16 protein-coding genes are annotated in these 21066 nt (G+C 61.0%); 5 read left to right on the top strand and 11 right to left on the bottom strand.

What is annotated here, in order from left to right:
• Positions 1–13: 13 nt before the first annotated feature.
• The 3 genes from trpE to K7B09_RS10600 form a co-directional block, all read right to left on the bottom strand.
• Positions 14–1489, bottom strand: coding sequence for an anthranilate synthase component I (trpE, locus tag K7B09_RS10610; RefSeq protein WP_223629431.1), 1476 nt, complete (start codon positions 1487–1489; stop codon positions 14–16).
• A 293-nt stretch (positions 1490–1782) separates the two neighbouring features.
• Positions 1783–2454 carry a ribulose-phosphate 3-epimerase gene (gene rpe, locus K7B09_RS10605; protein ID WP_223629430.1) on the bottom strand — a complete coding sequence of 224 codons (672 nt, stop codon included), beginning with the start codon at positions 2452–2454 and terminating at the stop codon, positions 1783–1785.
• Between the two features lie 2 nt (positions 2455–2456).
• Entirely contained in the window at positions 2457–2786 is a 330-nt protein-coding gene (locus K7B09_RS10600; RefSeq protein ID WP_223629429.1) for a J domain-containing protein, read from the bottom strand.
• A gap of 70 nt (positions 2787–2856) precedes the next feature.
• On the opposite strand from K7B09_RS10600, the gene K7B09_RS10595 reads away from it, so the two are divergent.
• Positions 2857–3753, top strand: a complete 897-nt coding sequence (locus tag K7B09_RS10595) for a phosphoribosylaminoimidazolesuccinocarboxamide synthase (protein ID WP_223629459.1) — start codon at positions 2857–2859, stop codon at positions 3751–3753.
• Positions 3754–3760: 7 nt separating this feature from the next.
• Here K7B09_RS10595 and K7B09_RS10590 read toward each other — a convergent pair whose 3' ends face one another.
• On the bottom strand, positions 3761–4636 hold the full coding sequence (locus K7B09_RS10590; RefSeq protein ID WP_223629428.1) for an NAD-dependent epimerase/dehydratase family protein: 876 nt from the start codon (positions 4634–4636) through the stop codon (positions 3761–3763).
• A gap of 65 nt (positions 4637–4701) precedes the next feature.
• Here K7B09_RS10590 and K7B09_RS10585 point away from each other — a divergent pair, with 65 nt between their 5' ends.
• The gene (locus tag K7B09_RS10585) at positions 4702–5598 is read left to right on the top strand and encodes a universal stress protein (protein WP_223629427.1); all 897 of its coding nucleotides are present in this window, start codon (positions 4702–4704) and stop codon (positions 5596–5598) included.
• 3 nt (positions 5599–5601) lie between these two features.
• Here K7B09_RS10585 and nhaA read toward each other — a convergent pair whose 3' ends face one another.
• The gene (gene nhaA, locus K7B09_RS10580; protein ID WP_223629426.1) at positions 5602–6879 is read right to left on the bottom strand and encodes a Na+/H+ antiporter NhaA; all 1278 of its coding nucleotides are present in this window, start codon (positions 6877–6879) and stop codon (positions 5602–5604) included.
• Positions 6880–6933: 54 nt separating this feature from the next.
• Between nhaA and K7B09_RS10575 the strand changes: the two genes are divergently transcribed.
• Positions 6934–7668 carry a hypothetical protein gene (locus tag K7B09_RS10575; RefSeq protein WP_223629425.1) on the top strand — a complete coding sequence of 245 codons (735 nt, stop codon included), beginning with the start codon at positions 6934–6936 and terminating at the stop codon, positions 7666–7668.
• A 9-nt stretch (positions 7669–7677) separates the two neighbouring features.
• On the opposite strand, the gene hmgA is transcribed toward K7B09_RS10575, so the two are convergent.
• Together hmgA and hppD are read right to left on the bottom strand one after the other, a co-directional pair.
• Positions 7678–8973 carry a homogentisate 1,2-dioxygenase gene (gene hmgA / locus K7B09_RS10570; RefSeq protein ID WP_223629424.1) on the bottom strand — a complete coding sequence of 432 codons (1296 nt, stop codon included), beginning with the start codon at positions 8971–8973 and terminating at the stop codon, positions 7678–7680.
• Between the two features lie 14 nt (positions 8974–8987).
• Positions 8988–10085, bottom strand: a complete 1098-nt coding sequence (gene hppD / locus K7B09_RS10565; RefSeq protein ID WP_223629458.1) for a 4-hydroxyphenylpyruvate dioxygenase — start codon at positions 10083–10085, stop codon at positions 8988–8990.
• 85 nt (positions 10086–10170) lie between these two features.
• Here hppD and K7B09_RS10560 point away from each other — a divergent pair, with 85 nt between their 5' ends.
• Positions 10171–10644, top strand: coding sequence for a MarR family winged helix-turn-helix transcriptional regulator (locus K7B09_RS10560; RefSeq protein WP_223629423.1), 474 nt, complete (start codon positions 10171–10173; stop codon positions 10642–10644).
• A gap of 86 nt (positions 10645–10730) precedes the next feature.
• Here K7B09_RS10560 and K7B09_RS10555 read toward each other — a convergent pair whose 3' ends face one another.
• Both K7B09_RS10555 and K7B09_RS10550 read right to left on the bottom strand, forming a co-directional pair.
• On the bottom strand, positions 10731–13706 hold the full coding sequence (locus K7B09_RS10555; protein ID WP_223629422.1) for a TonB-dependent receptor plug domain-containing protein: 2976 nt from the start codon (positions 13704–13706) through the stop codon (positions 10731–10733).
• Between the two features lie 104 nt (positions 13707–13810).
• A complete protein-coding gene (locus tag K7B09_RS10550) occupies positions 13811–17170 on the bottom strand; it encodes a TIM-barrel domain-containing protein (RefSeq protein WP_425507859.1) in 3360 nt (1119 codons plus the stop codon).
• 286 nt (positions 17171–17456) lie between these two features.
• Between K7B09_RS10550 and K7B09_RS10545 the strand changes: the two genes are divergently transcribed.
• Entirely contained in the window at positions 17457–18224 is a 768-nt protein-coding gene (locus K7B09_RS10545; protein ID WP_223629421.1) for a DeoR family transcriptional regulator, read from the top strand.
• Positions 18225–18294: 70 nt separating this feature from the next.
• Here K7B09_RS10545 and K7B09_RS10540 read toward each other — a convergent pair whose 3' ends face one another.
• Entirely contained in the window at positions 18295–19824 is a 1530-nt protein-coding gene (locus tag K7B09_RS10540; RefSeq protein WP_223629420.1) for a peptide MFS transporter, read from the bottom strand.
• Between the two features lie 283 nt (positions 19825–20107).
• A complete protein-coding gene (locus K7B09_RS10535) occupies positions 20108–20983 on the bottom strand; it encodes a tryptophan 2,3-dioxygenase (protein WP_223629419.1) in 876 nt (291 codons plus the stop codon).
• Positions 20984–21066 lie beyond the last annotated feature (83 nt).

Raw genomic sequence — 21066 nt, 5'->3', positions numbered from 1 at the left:
TGTTGATGGCCTGTTACAAACCCTTGGCCGCCTGCGCCACTGCGCGGAACAATGCGCGGCCTTTGTTCATGGTTTCTTCCCACTCTTTTTGCGGATCCGAATCAAACACGATGCCGGCCCCCGCCTGCACATGCAGGCGGCCGTCCTGGATCACGGCGGTACGGATGGCAATGGCGGTATCGGCATCGCCATGCCAGCCGATATAGCCAATCGCGCCGGCATACACATTGCGCTTGATCGGTTCGAGTTCACGGATGATTTCCAGCGCACGAATCTTGGGTGCGCCACTGACGGTGCCGGCCGGAAAAGTGGCGCGCAACACATCGGCATAACTCAAGCCAGGCTGCAAGCGACCGGTCACTTCGCTGACGATATGCATGACGTGACTGTAGCGTTCAATCACGAAGCGCTCGCCCACTTCCACGCTGCCAGCAGTGCTGACGCGGCCAGTGTCATTTCGGCCCAAGTCAATCAACATCAAGTGCTCGGCGCGCTCTTTGGGGTCGGCCAGCAATTCTGCTTCCAGCGCTTGATCTTCGGCCTCGGTCTTGCCGCGCGGGCGGGTGCCGGCAATCGGGCGCACCGTCACTTTACCCTGTTGCTGGCGCACCAAGATTTCCGGCGAAGAACCCACCACCTGCGTTTCGCCAACATCCAGAAAATACATGTATGGCGAAGGGTTCAGCGCGCGCAACGCGCGATACACATCCACCGGCCGCGCCTGAAACGGCACACTCATGCGCTGCGACAGCACCACTTGGAAGGCATCGCCAGCGCGAATGTAATCCTGCGCCTTTTGCACCGCATCGATGAAGCCTTCGCGGGTGAACCCGCTGACAAAGTCGGCCTCGTCCAAGGCCGCCGGACGCAGCGTTTCCGGATACGGCGCACCACCGTGGCGCAGCCGATGACTGAGTGCGTCCAGGCGCCGGTTGGCCTGCGCCCAGGCCTGCGGCGCGCGCGGGTCGGCGTGCACGATCAAATACAGGCGGCCTTTCAGATTGTCGAACACCGCCAACTCATCGCTGCGCATCAGCAGGATGTCGGGCGTGCCCAATTCGTCGGGCTTGGGGTTGGCCTTCAGGCACGGCTCGATGTACTCGATGCATTCGAAGCCAAACCATCCCACCAGTCCGCCATTGAAGCCCGGCAAGCCATCCAACTGTGGCACTTTGTGCGCAGCGCGCAGACGTTCGACTTCGGCCAGCGGGTCGGCCACCTCACGGGTTTCCACCACGTCGCCATGCTCGCGCACCGCCAGCGTGTGCCCACGAAACTCATACACCGTGCGCGCCGGCAGGCCAATGATGGAATAGCGGCCAAAACGCTCGCCGCCCTCCACCGATTCAAACAAATAGGTATGCGGGCCATCGGCCAGTTTTAGATAGACAGACAGCGGCGTATCGAGGTCCGACAAGACCTCGCGCACGATGGGAACAAGGGTGAAACCGTCAGCGGTGTACTGTTGAAACTGGGCGTGCGTGATCATGCAAAACATCCTTCAAAACAGGCAGTGGGGCGATCGCAGCGGCATTGCCACGCCACCATCGCCAGCCATGCATAGAAGAAGGAATCGCCCGGTTCATGGCCCTAGCCTAACCGCGTTGCGGCATTGCACGCAAACAGCAATCCGTCATGCCAGTGTCACCCATTGCGCGGAACATGGAAGGCCATAGCAGGGACGAAAGACGGGCAGGACGCCCCACTATTCCGCCGCCGGCGCAGGTTGCGCCAGCGGCAGTTCTTACGACAAGCAAGTTTGCTGCCCGTGCCGCGCCGGGCTCAACGCGCGGCAACCACTGCCTGCTTCATCTGCGCAATCACGGCGGCGTAATCGGGTTTTCCGAAAATCGCGCTGCCGGCGACAAAGGTATCGGCACCCGCCTTGGCGATTTCGGCGATGTTGTCGGGCTTCACGCCGCCATCGATTTCCAGGCGGATGGGTTTGCCGCTGGCGTCGATCATGGCGCGGACTTTGCGTAATTGTTTGAGCGCCGAGGGAATGAAAGACTGGCCGCCAAAGCCGGGGTTGACCGACATCAGCAGCACGTAGTCGATTTCGTCCAGCATGGTGTCCAGCACATCCAGCGAGCTGGCGGGGTTGAACACCAGGCCGGCTTGGCAGCCTTTGGATTTGATCAGTTGCACGCTGCGATGGACGTGCTTGCTGGCTTCGGGGTGGAAGCTGATATGTGATGCGCCGGCGTCGGCGAACATCGGAATCAGGCCATCCACCGGTTCCACCATCAGGTGCACGTCGATCGGTGCGGTCACGCCATGTTTGCGCAACGCCGCGCAGACCAGCGGGCCGATGGTGAGGTTGGGCACGTAATGGTTGTCCATTACATCGAAATGCACCCAGTCAGCGCCGGCCGCCAACACGTTATCCACTTCTTCGCCCAGTTTGGCGAAATTGGCGGACAGGATGGAGGGGGCGATGACAGTCGTTTGCATGGTCATTGTTTCCGTAATTTCTGGATGCGGTCGTAGGCGGCGTTGATTTCGCGCGCTTTGGCTTCGGCCTGACGCTGCAACTCCGGCGCGGCGCCGGTCAACCGGTCGGGGTGGTATTGGCTGATCAAGCGGCGGTAGGCCTGGTCGATTTCGGCCATGCTGGCATCCTCGCCCAGGCCAAACACGCGATACGGGTTGGCACGCGAGGATTTGAACCAGTCGGCATCAAACGCATGCCCAATCAGCAGGCCAATCAGGCCGCCAGCGGGGTGCCTGAGCAACAGCCAGCCTGCGATCAAACCAAAGAATTTGCCATACCAACGTCGTGTCATTGCGCAAGTTTACAGGGCACACGGCAGCGCACGGGATTAAACTATGCAACCCCCTCCAATGTTCACCCGCATGGCCACCACCCTGCTGCACTCTGACTTGCCCGGCCTCAACCTGATCCACCGTGGCAAGGTGCGCGACGTGTTCGACTTGGGCGATGGGCACCTGCTGATGGTCGCCACCGACCGCCTGTCCGCGTTCGACGTGGTGCTGCCCGACCCGATCCCGGGCAAGGGCGAAATGCTGTGCCAGATCAGCAATTTCTGGTTTGAGAAAACCCGCCACATCATCGCCAATCACTTGACCGGGATCGACGTGGCCAGCGTGCTGCCCGCCGGTGTGGACGCGGCGCTGTATGCCAAGCGCGCGGTGGTGACCAGGAAACTGACGCCGGTGCCGGTGGAATGCATTGCGCGTGGCTACATCATCGGCAGCGGCTGGAAGGACTACCAGCGCAGCGGCGCGATCAGCGGGATTGCCCTACCCGCCGGCCTGCAACAGGCGCAAGCCTTGCCTGAGCCCATTTTCACGCCCTCCACCAAGGCAGCGGTGGGCGACCATGACGAAAACATCGACTTTGCCAGCGCGGTGAATCTGGTTGGCCGCGAACGCGCCGAACAGGTGCGCGCTGCGACCTTGGCGCTGTACACTTTTGCCCGCGACTTCGCGGCGCAACGCGGCATTATTCTGGCCGATACCAAATTCGAATTTGGCACCGATGCCGACGGCAAACTGTATGTGATGGACGAAGTACTGACCCCCGATTCCAGCCGCTATTGGCCGGCCGATCAATACGCGATCGGCACCAGCCCGCCCAGCTACGACAAGCAATTCGTGCGCGATTATCTGGAAACGCTGGACTGGGGCAAAACCGCACCCGGCCCGCGCTTGCCAGCCAGCGTCATCGCCAAAACCCGCGCCAAATATGCCGAGGCATTGCAGAAACTGGCGGGGATTTCGGTCGATTGAAGCGGGCTCAATCGCGCACCACAAACATGTCTGCCGCAGGTAGAAACAAGCGCGGCGCATAGTTCAAATCGCGCCGCGCTGGTTGTGCATCGAACACCAGATCATTCTGCATGCGCTGCAACACGGCCGGCGTGAGTTCACGCGCAATGCCGCGCCAATGGGCAATCGTCAAGATCATGCCAAACAGCGGTGCTGGCAGCAGGTGCAAGCGGGGTGATGGTGACAAGCAGGCCAACACGCGCTGCACCATGTCGCGATACGGCAAGGTTTCGCCGCCGGGCACGTCATAGGCCGCCGAGCCGGTGGCTGTTGCACTTGCCGCCGCCATCGCTGCGAGCGCCACGTCGTCCACATGCACCGGCTGCCGCAGCCCACAAGCGGTACGCGGCAGCAGCAGACGGCCATGCCGCAGCGCCAGTTGCGCCAATTTGCTCAAGTTGGCATCGCGGCCGCTGCCATACACCAGAGTCGGCCGCAGGATGGTCACGGACACATCACGCGCGTTGCCGCTGGCAAACAACAACGCCTCCGCGTCACGCAGGCGGCGGGCGACGTCGCGCTCAGCAGCATCGGCCGAGGTTTGCTTGACATGCACGCTGGTGGACCCGATCGCAACTACCCGCACACAGTGCAGCGTGCTGTGTGCAAACCAATCGGCAAATAGATCCAGCGGGCCACAGCTCACGATCACATCCACCTGCGCGGGCAATGCCGGTGGCTGGGCAAAATCGCCACGTCGCCACGTCAGGCCGGGGGCAGCGGCTTGCGACTGCCGCGACACTGCCTGCACCTGCCAACCGGCCGCGTGTAGCCGCGCCAACAGCGGTATGCCGATCTGGCCGCTGCCGCCGAACACCAGAGCCGTGCGAGAGGGAGATTCCATCGCCACAGGATACCGGCAGCGCAGCTTCGCTAAACTGGGCTCCTTCATTCCCCCCGCAGGCCGCCATGATCTTCCCAGCCAAACCCACTGCGTTGTTGTTGGCCACCGACCTGTCGGCTCGCTCGGATCGTGCGCAAGCACGTGCCATCCAATTGGCGCGTCAGTGGCAGGCCAGCTTGGTGGTAGTGATTGCACATTCCACCGATGGGGAATTCAGCAAGTCCAATGCGTATCACGATGCCGACGCTTCCGCAGATGCACCGGCACCAGAATCGCCGGCCGCGTACATCCAACGATTGGCGCAGCAGACTCTGGCCGATGCTGATGTGCCGCTGATGATTCATGTGGTGGATGAGGCACCCGGGCCTGCCGCCGCGCGTATTGCGCAAGAATATGCGTGCGGGCTGATCGTCACTGGCACCTCGCGCAGCGAAGTGGCGATGCGCATGGATCCAGGCTCGACCCTGCGCTGGTTGGTGCGCCACGCCAAACGGCCGGTGCTAGCTGTGCATGACCGCGTGCAAGCAGCGTATCGCAATGTAACCGTGGCCAGTGATTTTTCCAACCCTGCGACACAGGCACTGCAATTGGCGAATGCCTGGTTTGATAGCGCCAGCTTGCGCACCCTGCTGCATGCGTACGAGATTCCGCTGTCTACATTGGCGCGCAATGATGGCCCACGCGAAACCTCTTTGCAGGCGCTACAAGAGCAAGCCACACAACAGGCCCAAGCGTACTTGCTGCAAACGCTGGGTGAGGCCGCTGCGACGTGGCAGCCCGTCATGCAGGCCGGTGGGCCGGTACGCTTGTTGCGCGAACACGCTCGCAGTACACAGACCCAGTTGACGGTGATCGCCACGCATGGCCGCAGTGCCCTGCGTGACCGCCTGTTGGGCAGCGTGGCCGACCGCCTGCTGGAGACCGTAGGCACCGACCTGCTGGTGGTACCACCGGCCCTGTGAGCCTCAGCCTGCAGCCTTGCGTGGCAACACCCCCCACAGCCACGCACAGCCCAGCAGCGCCGCCAGCACCGATGCGCCCAGCACCCCCAGCACGCTTTCGTTGTAGTGCAGGGGCTGGCCAGCAAATGCCAGGCCGGCAATAAACAGACTCATGGTGAAGCCGATCCCGCACAGCAGGCCCAGCCCCAGCATCGCGCGCAGATCCATGCCCTCCGGGAAGCGGGCAATCTTCAGGGCGCGCAGCAGCAAGGCCGCACCCACAATACCCAGCGGTTTGCCCAGCACCAGCCCCAGTGCAATGCCCAGCGGCAACGGTGCGTGCAGATCTTCTGCAGTGAATTTGCCCAATGCCAAACCCGCATTGACGAAGGCAAACAGCGGCAGGATGACGAAGGCCACCCACGGGTGCAGCGCGTGCTCCAGGGTTTCCAGCGGCGAATATTCAACCGCATCGTCGATGGCATTGGCCTTGTCAACATGCGGAATCATCAAGCCGGTGACGACGCCCGCCAAGGTGGCATGCACGCCCGACTTCAACACCAGAAACCACAGCACCGCGCCCAACACCAGATACGGCGCAAGCCGGGTCACCTTGCGCTGGTTGAGCAACCACATCGCCACCGTCACCAGCGCCGCACCGGCCAACATCGGCCACTGCAATCCTTGCGAATAGAACACGGCGATGATCAGGATCGCGATCAAATCATCGGTCACCGCGATGGTGGAGAGCAGCAGCTTCATCCCCAGCGGCACCCGCGTGCCCAGCAAGGCCAGCACGCCCAGCGCAAAGGCGATATCGGTCGCGGTGGGAACCGCCCAACCGCGCATCGCGCCTGCATCGGCATGATTCAGTGCCGCATACAACAGCGCCGGCAGCGCAACCCCGGCAGCGGCGCACACCACCGGCAGCACTAACTGGCTGCGGCTGGACAGCTGGCCAGACACCACCTCGCGCTTGATTTCCAGCGACACCAGCAGGAAGAACACGGCCATCAGGCCATCGTTGACCCACCACTCCAACAACTGGCTGCCCAAGGCCAGATGCCGGAAGGCTTGATAGGTCTCGGCCAGTGACGAATTGGCGCAAACCAATGCCAACGCCGCCGCGAGCATCAAGACGATACCGGCGGCGGCTTCCAGCCGGAAGAATTCGGTCAACGCGTGCTGGGCACGGGCGAGGATGGGAATGGCTGGCGTCATCGTCGGAAGTATAGAAGGCGTGCCGGCATTCCCCAAGCTGTTGGTCTCAACTGGCAACACGCCGCCGCACAAAATCGTCATGCGGACGACATCCACGGCGATTAGCGTGCCGGGCATCACACCGGGACCATTGCCATGCTGCTCAGCAAGACCGCACTCGCACACAGTACCCTGCAGGCCGGCTCCAACGCCGGGCTGAGCCTGTCGGAACGGCGCATTCTGATCGTCATCGACGGCAAGCGCTCACTCGATGAGGTGGTGGCACTACTTGGCCCGGATATCTTGCCGGCGATAGACCATCTGCGGAAAAACGGCTACCTGCAACAAGCCGGCAACGTTCCGGTCTCTACCCATGCCGCTCCGGCCGGCAATGGCGTGAGTGGCGCACTCACCAGCCTGCTGCGTGCAACCACCGATGCCGTGCAGGCGCGCACCGAACAGATCCGTTCCGGCAACGCACGCCAGCCCGTTCCGATACCTGCGCAGACACATACCGCACCTGCGGCATCTGCCAGCCCCCGGGAACTGCCCGCGCCGCCAAGTTCCACGCGCGGACAACGCCGTTCACTGGTTGCCGCGAAGATGTACATGATTGATATGTTGCAGCTGCAGCGACATCCGGACGCAGTGGAGCACAAGGCGCGTATCCAATTCGCCAGCGATGATGGCGACTTGCTGGATGCAATCCTTTCCAGCTTGTGCACACTGCATCAGCTGACCAGTGCCAGCTATGGCCAGCGGGTTGTCACTCGCTTGGGCGAGTCGCTACCGGAGGCCTTGCTGCCCGCGTTGGCGCAGACGGTGGCGACGCTGCAGCTGCCAGCAGAGTCGGCAGGCAGCGCACCACAGTTGAAGCTGGTCAGCGGCTGAGCGGCTGGCTCAACCCACGAAGTGCTTCTTCAGACCCATCCAGCAGTCGGGGTAATCCAGCTGCCGGTGCACCGCATCCATCGCCTGTGCGGTGGGGCGAATCACCGCACGGGTTTCGAACATGATCGCCATGGTGTCGGTGATGTAGTCAGGCTTGCGGGTATCGGCCACGCTGGCTTTTTCGAAGGTGGCTGCATCCGGGCCGTGCCCGGTCATGCAGTTGTGCAGCGAGCAGCCACCGGGCGCGAAACCATCAGCCTTGGCGTCGTACACGCCGCGCACCAGACCCATGAATTCGCTGGCGATATTGCGATGGAACCACGGCGGGCGGAAGGTGTCCTGCATGGCCAGCACCCGTGGCGCGAAGATCGCGAAATCGACATTGCTGGTGCCGGGAGTATCGCTGGGCGAATGCAGCACTAGGAAGATCGACGGATCGGGGTGGTCGTAGCTGATCGAGCCCATCACGTTGAAGCGGCGCAGGTCATATTTGTACGGCGCGTAATTGCCGTGCCATGCCACCACATCCAGCGGGCTGTGGTCGATATCCGCGCGCCACAGATGCCCTTGGAATTTGGTGATCAGGCTGAAGTTGCCTTCCACATCTTCATACGCCGCATTCGGGGTCAAGAAATCACGCGCATTGGCCAGCCCGTTGCTGCCAATCGGGCCCAGATCAGGCAGCTTGAACAGTGCGCCGAAGTTCTCGCACACATAGCCTGTGGCCTGCCCATCCGGCAAGCTCACACGGAAGCGCACGCCGCGTGGCAGCACCGCAATTTCCTGCGGCTCCACGTCCAGTACGCCCAGCTCGGTTTCGATATGCAAGCGCCCGGATTGCGGCACCAGCATCAACTCGCCATCGGCATTGCAAAACCAGCGGCCGTGCATGTCGGCATTCGCCGCATACAGGTGGATACCCACGCCCACTGCCGCCTCCGGGCTGCCATTGCCGGCCACGGTGTAGAGGCCATCCAGAAAATCCACGCCGGCGGGCGGTGTTGGCAACGGGTTCCAACGCAGCTTTTCCGGGGTCGCCGGGCCGCTGCCGAAATCGTTGTGGAATGCGCCTTGTTCCAGCAATTCAAACTTGCCATGCAGCGCCGCCGGACGAATGCGATACAGCCAACTGCGGCGGTTGGCGTGGCGTGGCGCGGTGAACGCGCTGCCGGTCAGCTGCTCGGCATACAGCCCGTGCGCGACCTGCTGCGGTGAATTGCGGCCAATCGGCAATGCGCCGGGGATGGCTTCGCTGGCAAATTCATTGCCAAACCCGGTTTGGTAGCCGGTGCTTTGAAGGGTCATGGGCTGCAGGCTCCTTACAACACGCCGCGACGCATCTGGTCACGCTCGATGCTTTCAAACAGCGCCTGGAAATTGCCTTCGCCAAAGCCTTCATTGCCCTTGCGCTGGATGATCTCGAAGAAGATCGGGCCCAAGGCATTTTGGGTGAAAATTTGCAGCAGCAGACGCTTTTTGGTTTCCGGGTCGGCGTCGATCAGGATGCTGTTCTTGCGCAGGCGCGGCAGGTCTTCGCCGTGGCCGGGAATGCGCTGATCGACCACATCGAAATAGGTCTCCGGGGTGTCGAGAAATTCGACCCCGGCGGCACGCATTTTCTCTACCGTGGTGTAGATGTCATCGGTGAAACAGGCGATGTGCTGGATACCCTCGCCGTTGTACTGCCCCAGATATTCGTTGATCTGCGATTTGGGATCGGACGATTCATTCAGCGGAATGCGCACCATGCCATCCGGCGCGGTCATCGCCCGTGACAACAGGCCGGTCTTGGCCCCCTTGATGTCGAAGTAGCGAATTTCGCGGAAGTTGAACAGGCGCTCGTAATAATCCGACCACTTGGCCATGTTGCCCTGGAACAGGTTGTGGGTCAGATGGTCGATGAAGGTCAGGCCAAAGCCCTTGGGCATTTTTTCCGCACCGGGCAGCCATTCGTAATCAGGGTCGTGGATGGTGCCCACGCTGTCGTAGCGGTCTACCAGGTACAACATGCAGCCGCCAATACCCTTGATCACCGGCGCGGCCACCGCCTTGCTCAATTCATCCTTGGCATCGAACGCTTCCGCGCCGTTTTTCAGCGCTTGCACGCGCACCCACTCGGCCAGCTTGTTGAAGCGGATCGCAAAGCCGCAGGCCGATGGCCCGTGCTGCGCGGCAAAACGCGCAGCGAAGGAGTCGGGGTCTTCGTTGATCAAAAAGGTGCAATCGCCTTGGCGATAGGTGTGAATCGGGCGGGTCTTGTGGCGCGCCACCTGGGTGAAGCCCATCTTGCGGAAGTAGTCGTGCAGATAGCCCAATTGATCCTGCGGGGCGGAATATTCGACGAATTCAAACCCATCAATGCCCATCGGGTTTTCAAACGTGGTCGGCTGCATGCCAAGATTGGGGTGTGCACTCATGGTGGTGGTCTCGCCGCTAGGATTCTGCATTCTATAGTTGCAATTGCAACCATCTCAAGTGCCCCTCTCAATCTCACGCCCGATCATGCCCAACCACGCCCAATTGGAACTCCAGAATTTCCTGCCCTATCGCCTCAGTGTGCTGTCCAATCGCACCTCCGACGCGATTGCCCGCGCCTATTCGCAGCGCTTTGCACTGGGCGTGACGGAATGGCGGGTGATGGCGGTGCTGGGCCGCTACCCGGACCTGTCGGCCAATCAGGTGGCGCAGCGCACGGCGATGGATAAGGTCGCGGTCAGCCGCGCGGTGGCCAAATTGCTGGAGTCCGGAAGACTGCTACGTGCTTTTGATGACGATGACCGCCGGCGTTCGGTACTGCGGCTGTCCGAAGCCGGCTATGCGATCTACGACCAGATCGTGCCGCTGGCACTGGGGTTCGAGCGCCAGTTGCTGGGCGATATGGATGCCACCGAACGCACCCTGCTGTTTCGCCTGCTGGATCGGCTGGATGAGCTGGAATTGCGCGCAGAAGGCGAAACTGCGCTGCAGGATCCGTAGCGGTCACCGACCGTACTGCGCTGGATTGTGACCCACGCAAATGCCGCCACCCCCGCTTGCGCGAAGATGGCGGCGATCACCCGGGTTCAGAACTTGTAGTTGAGCATCAGGCTGTAGCTGCGGCCGAAGTTATTGGTGTAGCCGGAGAACGTCATCCAATCATTCGGGTCGAAGAACGGCAGGCGGTTGAACAGGTTTTTGGCCGTCACACCCACCGTCAATTTCTCGCTGGCATGCCAGCTCACGCCCAGATTGGCGGTCCACCACGACGGCGCACCATCGCACTGGCCGGGCGCCACTGCTTCGTAGCTGGCGGTGCAGGACTGCGCGTTGTTATCTTGCGCGTCGATCTGGTCGTAAGCCCACTTCGTCTTGCCCACAAAGTTGATGTAGAAGCTGGTGTCAAACTGTTTGTAGTTCCAGTCGGTATTGAACGTGGCACGCACGCGTGGGTTGTTGTAATAGCCAATGGCATTGCCATAGGCCCAACCGTCGCCATCGTCGAAGTTGTACATGCTGCGGCGGGCAATCGTGGCCGCCACACCGATGTTCAACCGGCCCCATTCGCCCAGATCAAGGCGGCTGCGTGCATCCACATCAAACCCATCCACCAAGGTGCGGCCTTTGTTCTTGTACTGGCCAATCACGCTGGAGACATTGCCCACGGTATAAGTGGGCAACACCGCCGGGCATGCGACGCCACTACCCGGATCCGCGCACATCGCTGCCAGTGCGGCAAGGTTGGCACGGTCGGCATCGGTGATGGGGAAGCGCGTCTGCGCGATGATTTCCTCCGGCTTGGAATAATCCGGCGCAGCAATTTCATTGCGACGGTAGACGAACCACCAATCGGCCGACACCGACAGCCACTTGGCCGGCTCGAACACGAAGCCCAGCGTGGCAATCTTGGCTTTTTCCGGCTGCAAATCCGGATTGGGCTGGGTCATGCGCGCCACCGTGCGGCCGCAGTCGGAATTGAGCAAGGAATTGCCTAGATCCACATCGCCCGCACGCTGCGAGGTACGCAGCAAATTGGCAATCGCATTGGTCTGGTTGCAGCGGGTTTCATCGCGATAACCGCCGATCTGCGCAAAGATGCCGCCGCTGCCCGCCTCGGCCAAACTCGGCGCCCGGAAGCCTTCCGAATAGGTGCCGCGCAACACCAGCTCCGGCAAGGCCTGATACTTCACGCCCAACTTGGGCGCGAGGTTGGCACTGAAGTGGGGATATTTATCCAGGCGCAGCGCGGCATCCACTTCCAGCTTGGCGGTGATCGGGGCCACCGCTTCGGCGAACAGTGCGTAGGTGGTGCGCTTGCCATCAAACCATGAGCCACCCTGCTGGGTGATCTTGCCGTTGGCGGCATCGCTATTGCCGGGGGTGAAGAACGATTCGCGGTTGAGGTTGAAGCCAAATGCAGCGCGTACTTCACCCGCCGGCAGCGTGGCCAATGGGCCTTCGATCTTGCCATCCAATGTATGCAGGCGCGTCCATGACTGGATATCAAAGGTGGGATACGCCGCACGCAACAACGCCGCGTTGGCCTCGCTGATTTCGCCAAACTTGTAGGCCGGGTTGTCGGCAATGATCACGCGGCCCGTGCCCGGATCCACGGTGAACGGGCCAAACGCTTTGGCAAACCCGTCCAGATTGACGTTGATGGTTTGATAGGTCGTGGAATGCGAACCGGCACTGGCAAATGCAGTTTCCCAGCTCCAATCCCCCAGGTAGCCGCGCATGCCGGCCAGCACGCGGTAGCTCTTGTCGGTATTGCGTTGGCCAAAATAATGATCGCCGGCATCTTGCAACAGATATTGCAGCCCCACCACCCCGCCCATCATCGCCTTCATCTCCGGGCTGGCTTTGTTATAGACATTGTTGGGGCCAAGGTAGGGATAGAAGAACTGATTGGCCACATAGCCGGTATTGCGTGCAAACCAACTGCTGGGGTTGCCGGTGGTGGTCCCGAATGCACGCGGGGTGCCGCCGTTGGCGCGCAAATCAATCGTGGTGTAAGTGGCTTCGGCAAACGCTTCGCTGCTTTCGCCAAGCAGGAAGTGTGCATTGATGTAAGCGGTGGCACGCTTGGACTCGGCGCCGCCGTCGATTTCATTGTTCAGCCATGTCTGCCACACGCAACGCGGGCCAGCCGCTTCGGCGATGATGTTGTTGCAGCCCGGCGCTGCCTGCTGCACTTTCTTGCCGGTCACCGGGTCAAACGCGAAATAACTGCCGGGGTTGAGCACGCCCGGCGCACTGCCGGTATCGAAGCGAAAATTCTTGATGTAGCTCGGATTATTGATGTAAAACTGCGCCGGCTTTTTGTCGTACCAATCACTCAACGGAATCGCATCGCGCTTGTACAGGTTGACGCTCGCATACACGTTGTAGCGGTCTTCGCCCAGATCACCAAAGCCGCCGGTTATGCTGGCCTGGCGTTCGCCGTAGCTGCGGATGCGCGAAGACATATCGGTGCTGCCGCTGACTTCCAAGCCCTTGAACGACGGCTTGGTGATGACGTTGATCACCCCGGCCACCGCATCGGTGCCGTACACCGCGGATGCACCATCGGTCAGCACTTCCATGCGCTCGATGGCGGCCGCCGGGATGGCGTCGATATTTACAAATTGGGTTTGAAAACCGGCCGGTGCGCCGTAGTACGACAGGCGGCGACCGTTCAACAACACCAACGTGCCCTGTGCGCCCAGCCCACGCAGATTGGCCTGGGATGCACCATCGGAGCCGGTGTACAGCGACTTGGAATCCACCTGTGCCGGGCGCGCCGCCGGCAGGTTGTCCAGCACCTGCAACAAGGTGCGTGCACCCATGCTTTCGATGTCCTTGGCGGTAACGACCTGCAGCGGTGAGGCGGTTTCGGTATCGGTGCGTTTGATGTTGGAACCGGTCACCTGCACGCGCGCAAGCTCGGTGACTTTTTCGTCCTTCTTGTCTTGCTTCGCGGGCGCATCTTGCGCGGCGATGGGAGCAGAGGCCAGTGCCGCCAGCAGGGCAATGCTCAAACTGGAGATGGCGAGATGGCGGGGAGCACGAAATGCAGGCATGAGCGGGTCCTCGTACAGCGGCAAACGCCGCTGCGTCGATGGGTGATTGGAAGGAACCAAAGAAATTAAGCGTGCGGTAGAACGGTGAAATCAAACGCTGTCCATCAGGGTGTTTCGATACTGACGCTGTCGCCCTCCTGGCCGATCAGGGCGGCGTTGGCCCAATTGCCACAGACCTGTGGTGATTGCGCGCCCAATGTGCGCAGGCTGAGCTGGCGGATACCGCGCACATCGAGTTCGGGCTTGACCACGCCTGGCGCTTTCACCAGCCCGCTGTCATACAACAGGCGGTCATCGCCCCAGACTTGGAACTGCATGCCACCTGCGGCACGGCAGGTGTCGTCGATGCCCAGGTCGGCACGCAGCAAACGCCACTGCCCATCCAGTGCAAGATTGATCCGGCTGCGCCCACCCACACCCAGCCCACGGCGGAACTGCAGGCCGTTCATGCGCATCGCAACGTGGCCACCAAACGCGTGATCGCGCGCCACCGCTGCCGTCAATGCGGCCGGCAGCGCCAGCGCGGACAGGTAGCGCACCTGCTGCGGGCGTTCGTCACCTTGATGCTCAAGAATGTGGAAGCTGGACAAGGTGATGGGACCCACGTCGCGTGGTTGCTGGGCATCCACCGCACGCGCGGCCCCCGCTTGCGCGGCAGTCACCATCGGGTCGGTATTGCTGGCACCGTCGCCTTCCGGGTTCTGCACCGACAGCACGCGGAAGCGCAGCATGCGGCCGGCATGCGGGGCAAACGTGATGCGCTGCGTGCCTTGTTCCAGCTGCAAGCGACCGCTGGCAATCCGTGCGCCCCATTCGCCATTGCTGTCGGCCAAATACACCTCGTAATCGCGCACCTGTCCGTATTTCCAATTCTTGTCGGCGCGTGGGGCGATCTCGATCCCGTCGATCAATTTGCGTTCGCCAAAGCCTACCGTCCACTCGATCGCACCGGTACGCACGGCTTGATTGCGCACACTCCGGAACCATGTCGCAGGGTCATCATCGAAGGCGTTTTCCAACGGATGCCCCGGCTCTTCGGCGGGGCGGTTGACCACCAGCAAGCCATCCATCGGCAGCGTACGTCCCAATGCTGGCGCGGCTGGATAAGCATCATCACTGGCTTGCCGGGATTGCGGAATCAGCAAGGTAATCGCAAGCGCATGGCGAATATCCGCCGCAGCGGTGCGCACAAGGATGCTGCCGTGGCGATCGCTGGCATCGAAATACCAGCCTTCACCACCGGCATCGAAGGCGGCGCGATTGGCCAGCTTCGACAAGGCATGCCCATCCACCTGCACCGCCTGCGGCGCTTGCCGGCTGAGCACACGCAAGCTGTAGTGGCGCTGCGGCAATTGCCCGGCATAACCGCCCTGCACCGCCGCAATCTGCACGCGCACTTCGCCACTGCCTTGTTCGGGCGCTTGTACGCTGATGGTTTGGGTACTGAATTCACCACGCTGGTATTGGCGGCTATTGCCATCGTCCTCGTACAAGGTGTATTGCGATTGCCCTTGCGGATACAGATCAAAGGTCACCTCATCGATGGGCTTTTCGCCCTCGAACAGCATCGCCGGATACATCGGCAAAATCGCTCCGGAACGCACAAACAGCGGCAATGTTTTCAAGTCCACGGCACGATCCAGATCACGGCCTTGTGCTCCGGCAGTCACTTGCCGGCCATCCCAGTAATCGAACCAGCGGCCTTGCGGCAGGTGGATATCGCGACGCCAGCCACGGCTGGCCGCTTGGCTGCGATACACCGGCGCCACCAGCAACTCGCGGCCCAGCAGGAATTGGTATTTGTGCGCCTCGCTGAAGGCTTGCGGGTCGTTTGGATAATCCCAGAGCAGGCCGCGCACCAGCGGCGCGCCGGTCTGTTCGGCCTCACGTGCCAAGCCATACATGTACGGCGTCAGCCGCATCTTCAACAGCAAATAGTCGCGGTTGATACTGCGATACGGCTCATCGAATGCCCACGGGTGTTTGCGCGCATTGGCCGACCATCCCGACATCCCCATCAACACGGGGGTAAAACTTTTCCATTGCAAATCGCGGCTGTAGGTTTCCGCGCTGCCGCCGAAGATGCCGTCCACATCGCCAGTGGCATATGCATAGCCCGACAGCCCGGAGCCAATGAGGGTGGGGATATGCCAGCGGATGTAATCCCAGCTGCCGCTTTGATCGCCCGTCCACGCCACCGCATAGCGCTGGATTCCGGCCCACCCCATCACCGTCCACAGGAACGGGCGCGCGTCGGCATTATTGAGGATGCCGTCATACGCCTGCTGGTTGGCATCCATCGCAAACTGGTAGCCCTTGCCGGTCCAGGCCACATCGAGCTTTTGCACGCGGGTACCGGCCTTGCCCACTTCCCAAGCGATTTTGTCCACGCCGTTTTCGGTCCATAACCCGGTGCGGAAGCCGTACTTGGCCAAGCCTTGCACCACCTTCGGCAAATCGGTATAGCCGCAGCCGTAGCCATCATTGGGCAGAATCCAGCCGCCCGGCATGGCGTACTCGCGATATTTTTTGGCCACGCTGTCAATCACATCCGGCGTGGTGCCGGTGGGGCCGTCGCTCCAGCCTTCCGGCACGGTGCCGGGTTTCTTGTTGTTGTCGCCATCGTTGTAGCAATCGGCATCGCCATACGAATAGCCCCAGCGCGGCAACATGCCGGCGCGGCCAGTCAATGCGGTGTAGCGATCCAGCAGCGCATGCAGATCATTGCCGACGAAGTAATACACATCGAAGCGATCTTCCTTGTGTGCCAGCGTGGCCGTATCGGCATCGCGCAGGTCATACACGCCGTCACTCCACGTGTTGCGCAACATGCCCCAGCCGGATGAGCTCAGCAACATCGGCGCGGGGCTGGGGCGGTCGCCTTCTTCCCAACCGCCGGAGTAGGAAATCGGCAGCTCACGGCCCTTGAATGCATAGCGCCCGTTTTGCTGGCCACCCCCAAAGAACTGTTCATTCGCATTGGAAGAGAGCACCTGCACGCTTTGCGTGCTGTCCAATTGCAACGGCTGCACTTCATGCCACAGCGCTACCGATTTGCCGGCGTGAACACGCTCCAGCGAGAGCAGCAACGGCTGGCGTTGGATGTGCAGCACCAAGGCATCGGTGCGGATGCGGATTTCCTTGGCGTCTTCTTCCAAACTGGCGGCGGTGCCCACCACCGGCTGAGGCAACACGATGGGCGCGGCCTTGTCGCCGGCGGGGCTGAGCACGCCATTGCGGCCGGCTTGCACATGGATCACATCGCTGCGCAACACTTCGATGCGCAAGCGGCTGCCGTTGCTGGTGATGATGTCCCAACCCGGCGCGGCAGTGGCGGTCGCGGCGGTGGCACTGAGCATGCGCAGACTACCCAGTGAGGCCGCCGCGAGTGGCGCGGCAAGCAATGCCAACGTGATGGCGAGTGCAGCTGCCAACGCCTGCTTGCGTGGTGATTGGATCGGCATGGAAAACCCCGGAAGACGTATCAATAGCGGTGATTGTCAGCCACCGACGCCGACTTTAGGGCAATGATTTTCGCAATGTCAATAGAAATGAAATAAATATGAAAGATAAATAGCCATATCGAAAGATATGAATTTACTATTGTTTCGCAAACCCCCATTCACGTTTCAATGCATGGCGATAACGACGCATTAAGGACAGTCCGCGACACGCCTCGCCGCACACTGCACGGACGCCCATTCGAAACGTTAAGCTTGCGCTTTGCCTCTACAACTTTCGAGTCTCCGCATGCGCAATACCCGCCAACGCCGCCAACAGATCATGGAACACCTGCTGCAACACGGCAGCGTGCAAGTAAGCGCGCTGGTGGAGCGTCATGACGTCTCGGCGGTCACCATCCGCGCCGACCTCAACCAGCTGGAAGCGCAGGGCTTGGTGATCCGCAACCACGGCGGTGCCAACCTGCTGCGCACACCGCCGCAAGAGCACGGCATCCACGAGAAAGACAGCCTCAATCTGCCGCTGAAGGACGCCATTGGTGCTAGCGCCACTGCACTGGTCAAGCCTGGCGACAACATCATCCTGGACTCCGGTTCGACCACCATGATGCTGGCCCGCCACCTGCGCAACCAGCGCGATGTAACGGTGATGACCAATGGCCTGAACATCGCGTGGGAGCTGGCCGGCGCACAAGGCATCACCCTGCGCCTCACTGGCGGCTTGTTGCATCAGCCCTCGCTCTCGCTGCATGGCATGCAGGCCGAAGCCAGCTTGCAAAGCTTCAGTTTCGATACCCTGTTTTTGGGCGTGGATGGGCTGGATCTACAGTTTGGTGCGACCACCCACCATGAGGCCGAAGCCCTGCTCAATCACCGCATGGTGGAGCGCGCCCGCAAAATCGTGGTACTGACCGACTCCAGCAAGTTCGGCAAGGTCAGCCTGCACCGCATCGCCAAGCTTGATGCCATTCACTGCGTGATTACCGATAGCGGCATCGGCATGGACTATCACGATGGCCTGCGCGCATTGGGGATTGAGGTCATCATCGCCGCCTGACCGTTGCGCCTTTGCAATGCAAAACGGCGGCCCGAAGGCCGCCGTTTGCGTGTGCCCTGCCGGACAAGACTTACTTCACGCCGTGCATCCAGCGCTGGATCAGCGGCGCTATCAGGAACAACAACGCGCCAGCGCCGACCAAGGCATAGAAGCCGAAGGTATAGCCGGCGTGTGCGGAGGCCACTGACATGCCGCCTTCGCCGCTGACGATCCCGGCAAAAATGCCGGCCAGGTTATTGCCAATAGCAATCGACAGGAACCAGCAACCCATCGCCATGCCCGCCAACCGTGCGGGGGCCAGCTTGGTGGTCATCGACAACCCAATCGGCGACAGGCACAGCTCACCCACCGACTGGATCACATAGACCATGAACAAGGTCCAGAACGGGATCTTGCCGCTACCATCCACCATGCTCTTCAGCGCCACCATCAGCAACAAGAACGCCAAACCGTTGAAGATCAGGCCCAGGCCAAACTTGCGCGGGATGATCGGATTGTTCTTGCCCATCTTCACCCACAACCACGCCAGGATCGGGGCCAGCACGATGATCGCCACCGAGTTCACCGACTGGAACCACGACACCGGGAAATCATGGGTACCCGCCAACGCCTGGAACAGCCCTTGCATGCCGATGTCGCGGTTGACGATCTTCTCGGCAAGGAAGTTGAATGAACTGCCGGCTTGCTCGAAGAAACACCAGAACAACACGTTGAAGGTGAAGATGATCAACATTGCCACCACCTTGTCACGTGCCACCGCGCCTTCCACCACGCCTTCACGCAGCAGCATGACCGCCGGAATGATGAACAGGGCCATCAAAATGCCTTGCAGCAGGGTGGCATCAATGGTCAACAACGCATAGAACAGCGGGATGCCGATCACCACGCCGAACAGCAAGACCAAGCTGACATTGCGCATGCCGGTTTGATGGGCTGCCGGCAAGCCAATGCCCTTGAGCTGAGCGCGGCCAAACCAGAACCACACCAAGCTCAGCAACATGCCGATCCCTGCGGCAATGAACACCACCTTGTAGGCCGGCATGCCGTCGATGCCAAACAATTTCTTGGCCAAATACTGGGTGATCAACGGTGCCAGCAGTGCGCCGATGTTGATGCCCATGTAAAAGATGGTGAAGCCGGAATCACGGCGCTCATCGCTGGTGGCATACAGCTTGCCCACCATGGTGGAGATGATCGGCTTGAACAGGCCGTTGCCCACGATAATAGTGGCCAGCCCCAGCTTGAACATGGTTTCGGTGGGTGATGCCAGCAAGAACAAGCCCGCCGACATCACGATGGCGCCCAATAAAATGGAACGCTGGAAGCCAATCAACTTGTCGGCCACATAACCGCCGAAGATCGCACCGGCATACACCAGCGCCAGATACGCGCCGTACAACTCGCTGGCGGGTTTTTCGCCACTGGCGTCGCCACCGTGGAACTGCGCGACGATGTACAGCACCATCGCCCAGCGGATGCCGTAGAACGCAAAGCGCTCCCAGAACTCCGACATGAACAACATCCACAACGGGCGTGGATGCCCCATGAGTTGCGGGAATTCCGGTGGATTCACCGGTGTGATTGCAGCGGCTCCGCTCATGCGGGCTCCCCCATCTGGTTAGGCGTTGAAAGGATGTCGAACCGGGCCAACGCAGGGCGCGGAACCGGGCGAGGATGGCCGACCCGGCAGCGTTACGTCAAACCTTGCGCATTCAGGATTTGGATGCTGCGATGCAGCAAACGATCACTCCCCGGCTGCAACCACTCTGTGCGGCCAAGGGCCGCTCGCGCGGGATATGGCCGCGGGCTCTGGTGGGAGCGCGCCTTGCGCGACAAACTTGGCATCACCGTCGCGCTCAAGTCCGGCCCACACGCCACGCTTCTTAACTACCCGGGCTGCCGCGATCCGGTCCAATCGAGGTGCGCACTTCGAATAGCTCCGGGAAAAACGTCAACTCCAGCGCACGTTTGAGAAAGGACACCCCACTGGATCCGCCAGTGCCGGGTTTGAAGCCAATGATGCGCTGCACCGTGCGCATGTGGCGGAAACGCCAAAGCTGAAACTGGCTTTCCAGATCCACCAGATCCTCGCACAACTGATACTCGCGCCAATAACGATCGGTATCTTCGTAAATGCGCTCGAATACCGGCAACAGCTCGGCATCTTGCACATGCGGCAAGCTCCAGTCGCGCTGCAGATTAGCCGCAGGCACCGAATGCCCCCAACGCGCCAGGTAACGCAAAAATTCGTCATACAAACTTGGGGCCTGCAACACGCACTGCAATGCGGATTGGCCCTGCGGGTCATGCGCAAACACCTTCAGCATTGCCGCATTCTTGTTACCCAACAAGAATTCCACAGTGCGATATTGCAGGGACTGGAATCCGGATGACGGTCCCAGCACACCGCGGAACTGCATGTATTCCGAGGGCGTCAACGTTTCCAACACGGTCCATTGCGCGGTCAATTGCTCCAACACCCGCTTGCAACGCGCGACTACCTTGCCGAACTGCCCCACCCGGTCATTGCGCAGGTGCGCAACCGCCGCACTCAGCTCGTGGATCAGCAACTTCAGCCACAGCTCGGAGGTTTGGTGCTGGATGATGAACAGCATCTCGTCATGATGCGGCGGGCTGGATAGCGGCTGCTGCGCGATCAACAACTGATCCAGGCGCAAGTACCCGGCATAGGTCAACCGTCCATGCAGATCAGTATGAATGCCGGCCTCTAGGTCACGCTGGTTATTTTCACTGGTCATGTTGGAATTGTGGCATGCCTGGCCGGGTCATCTTGCACTGCGTCACGCAACTGCCATGCAGATGCGGCAAAATCGCACGGGTG

The organism is Thermomonas beijingensis, assembly GCF_020034655.1.
Lineage (GTDB): Bacteria > Pseudomonadota > Gammaproteobacteria > Xanthomonadales > Xanthomonadaceae > Thermomonas > Thermomonas beijingensis.
The sequence above is the reverse complement of the archived record's forward strand: the minus strand, read 5'-3'. Positions and strand labels throughout refer to the sequence as shown.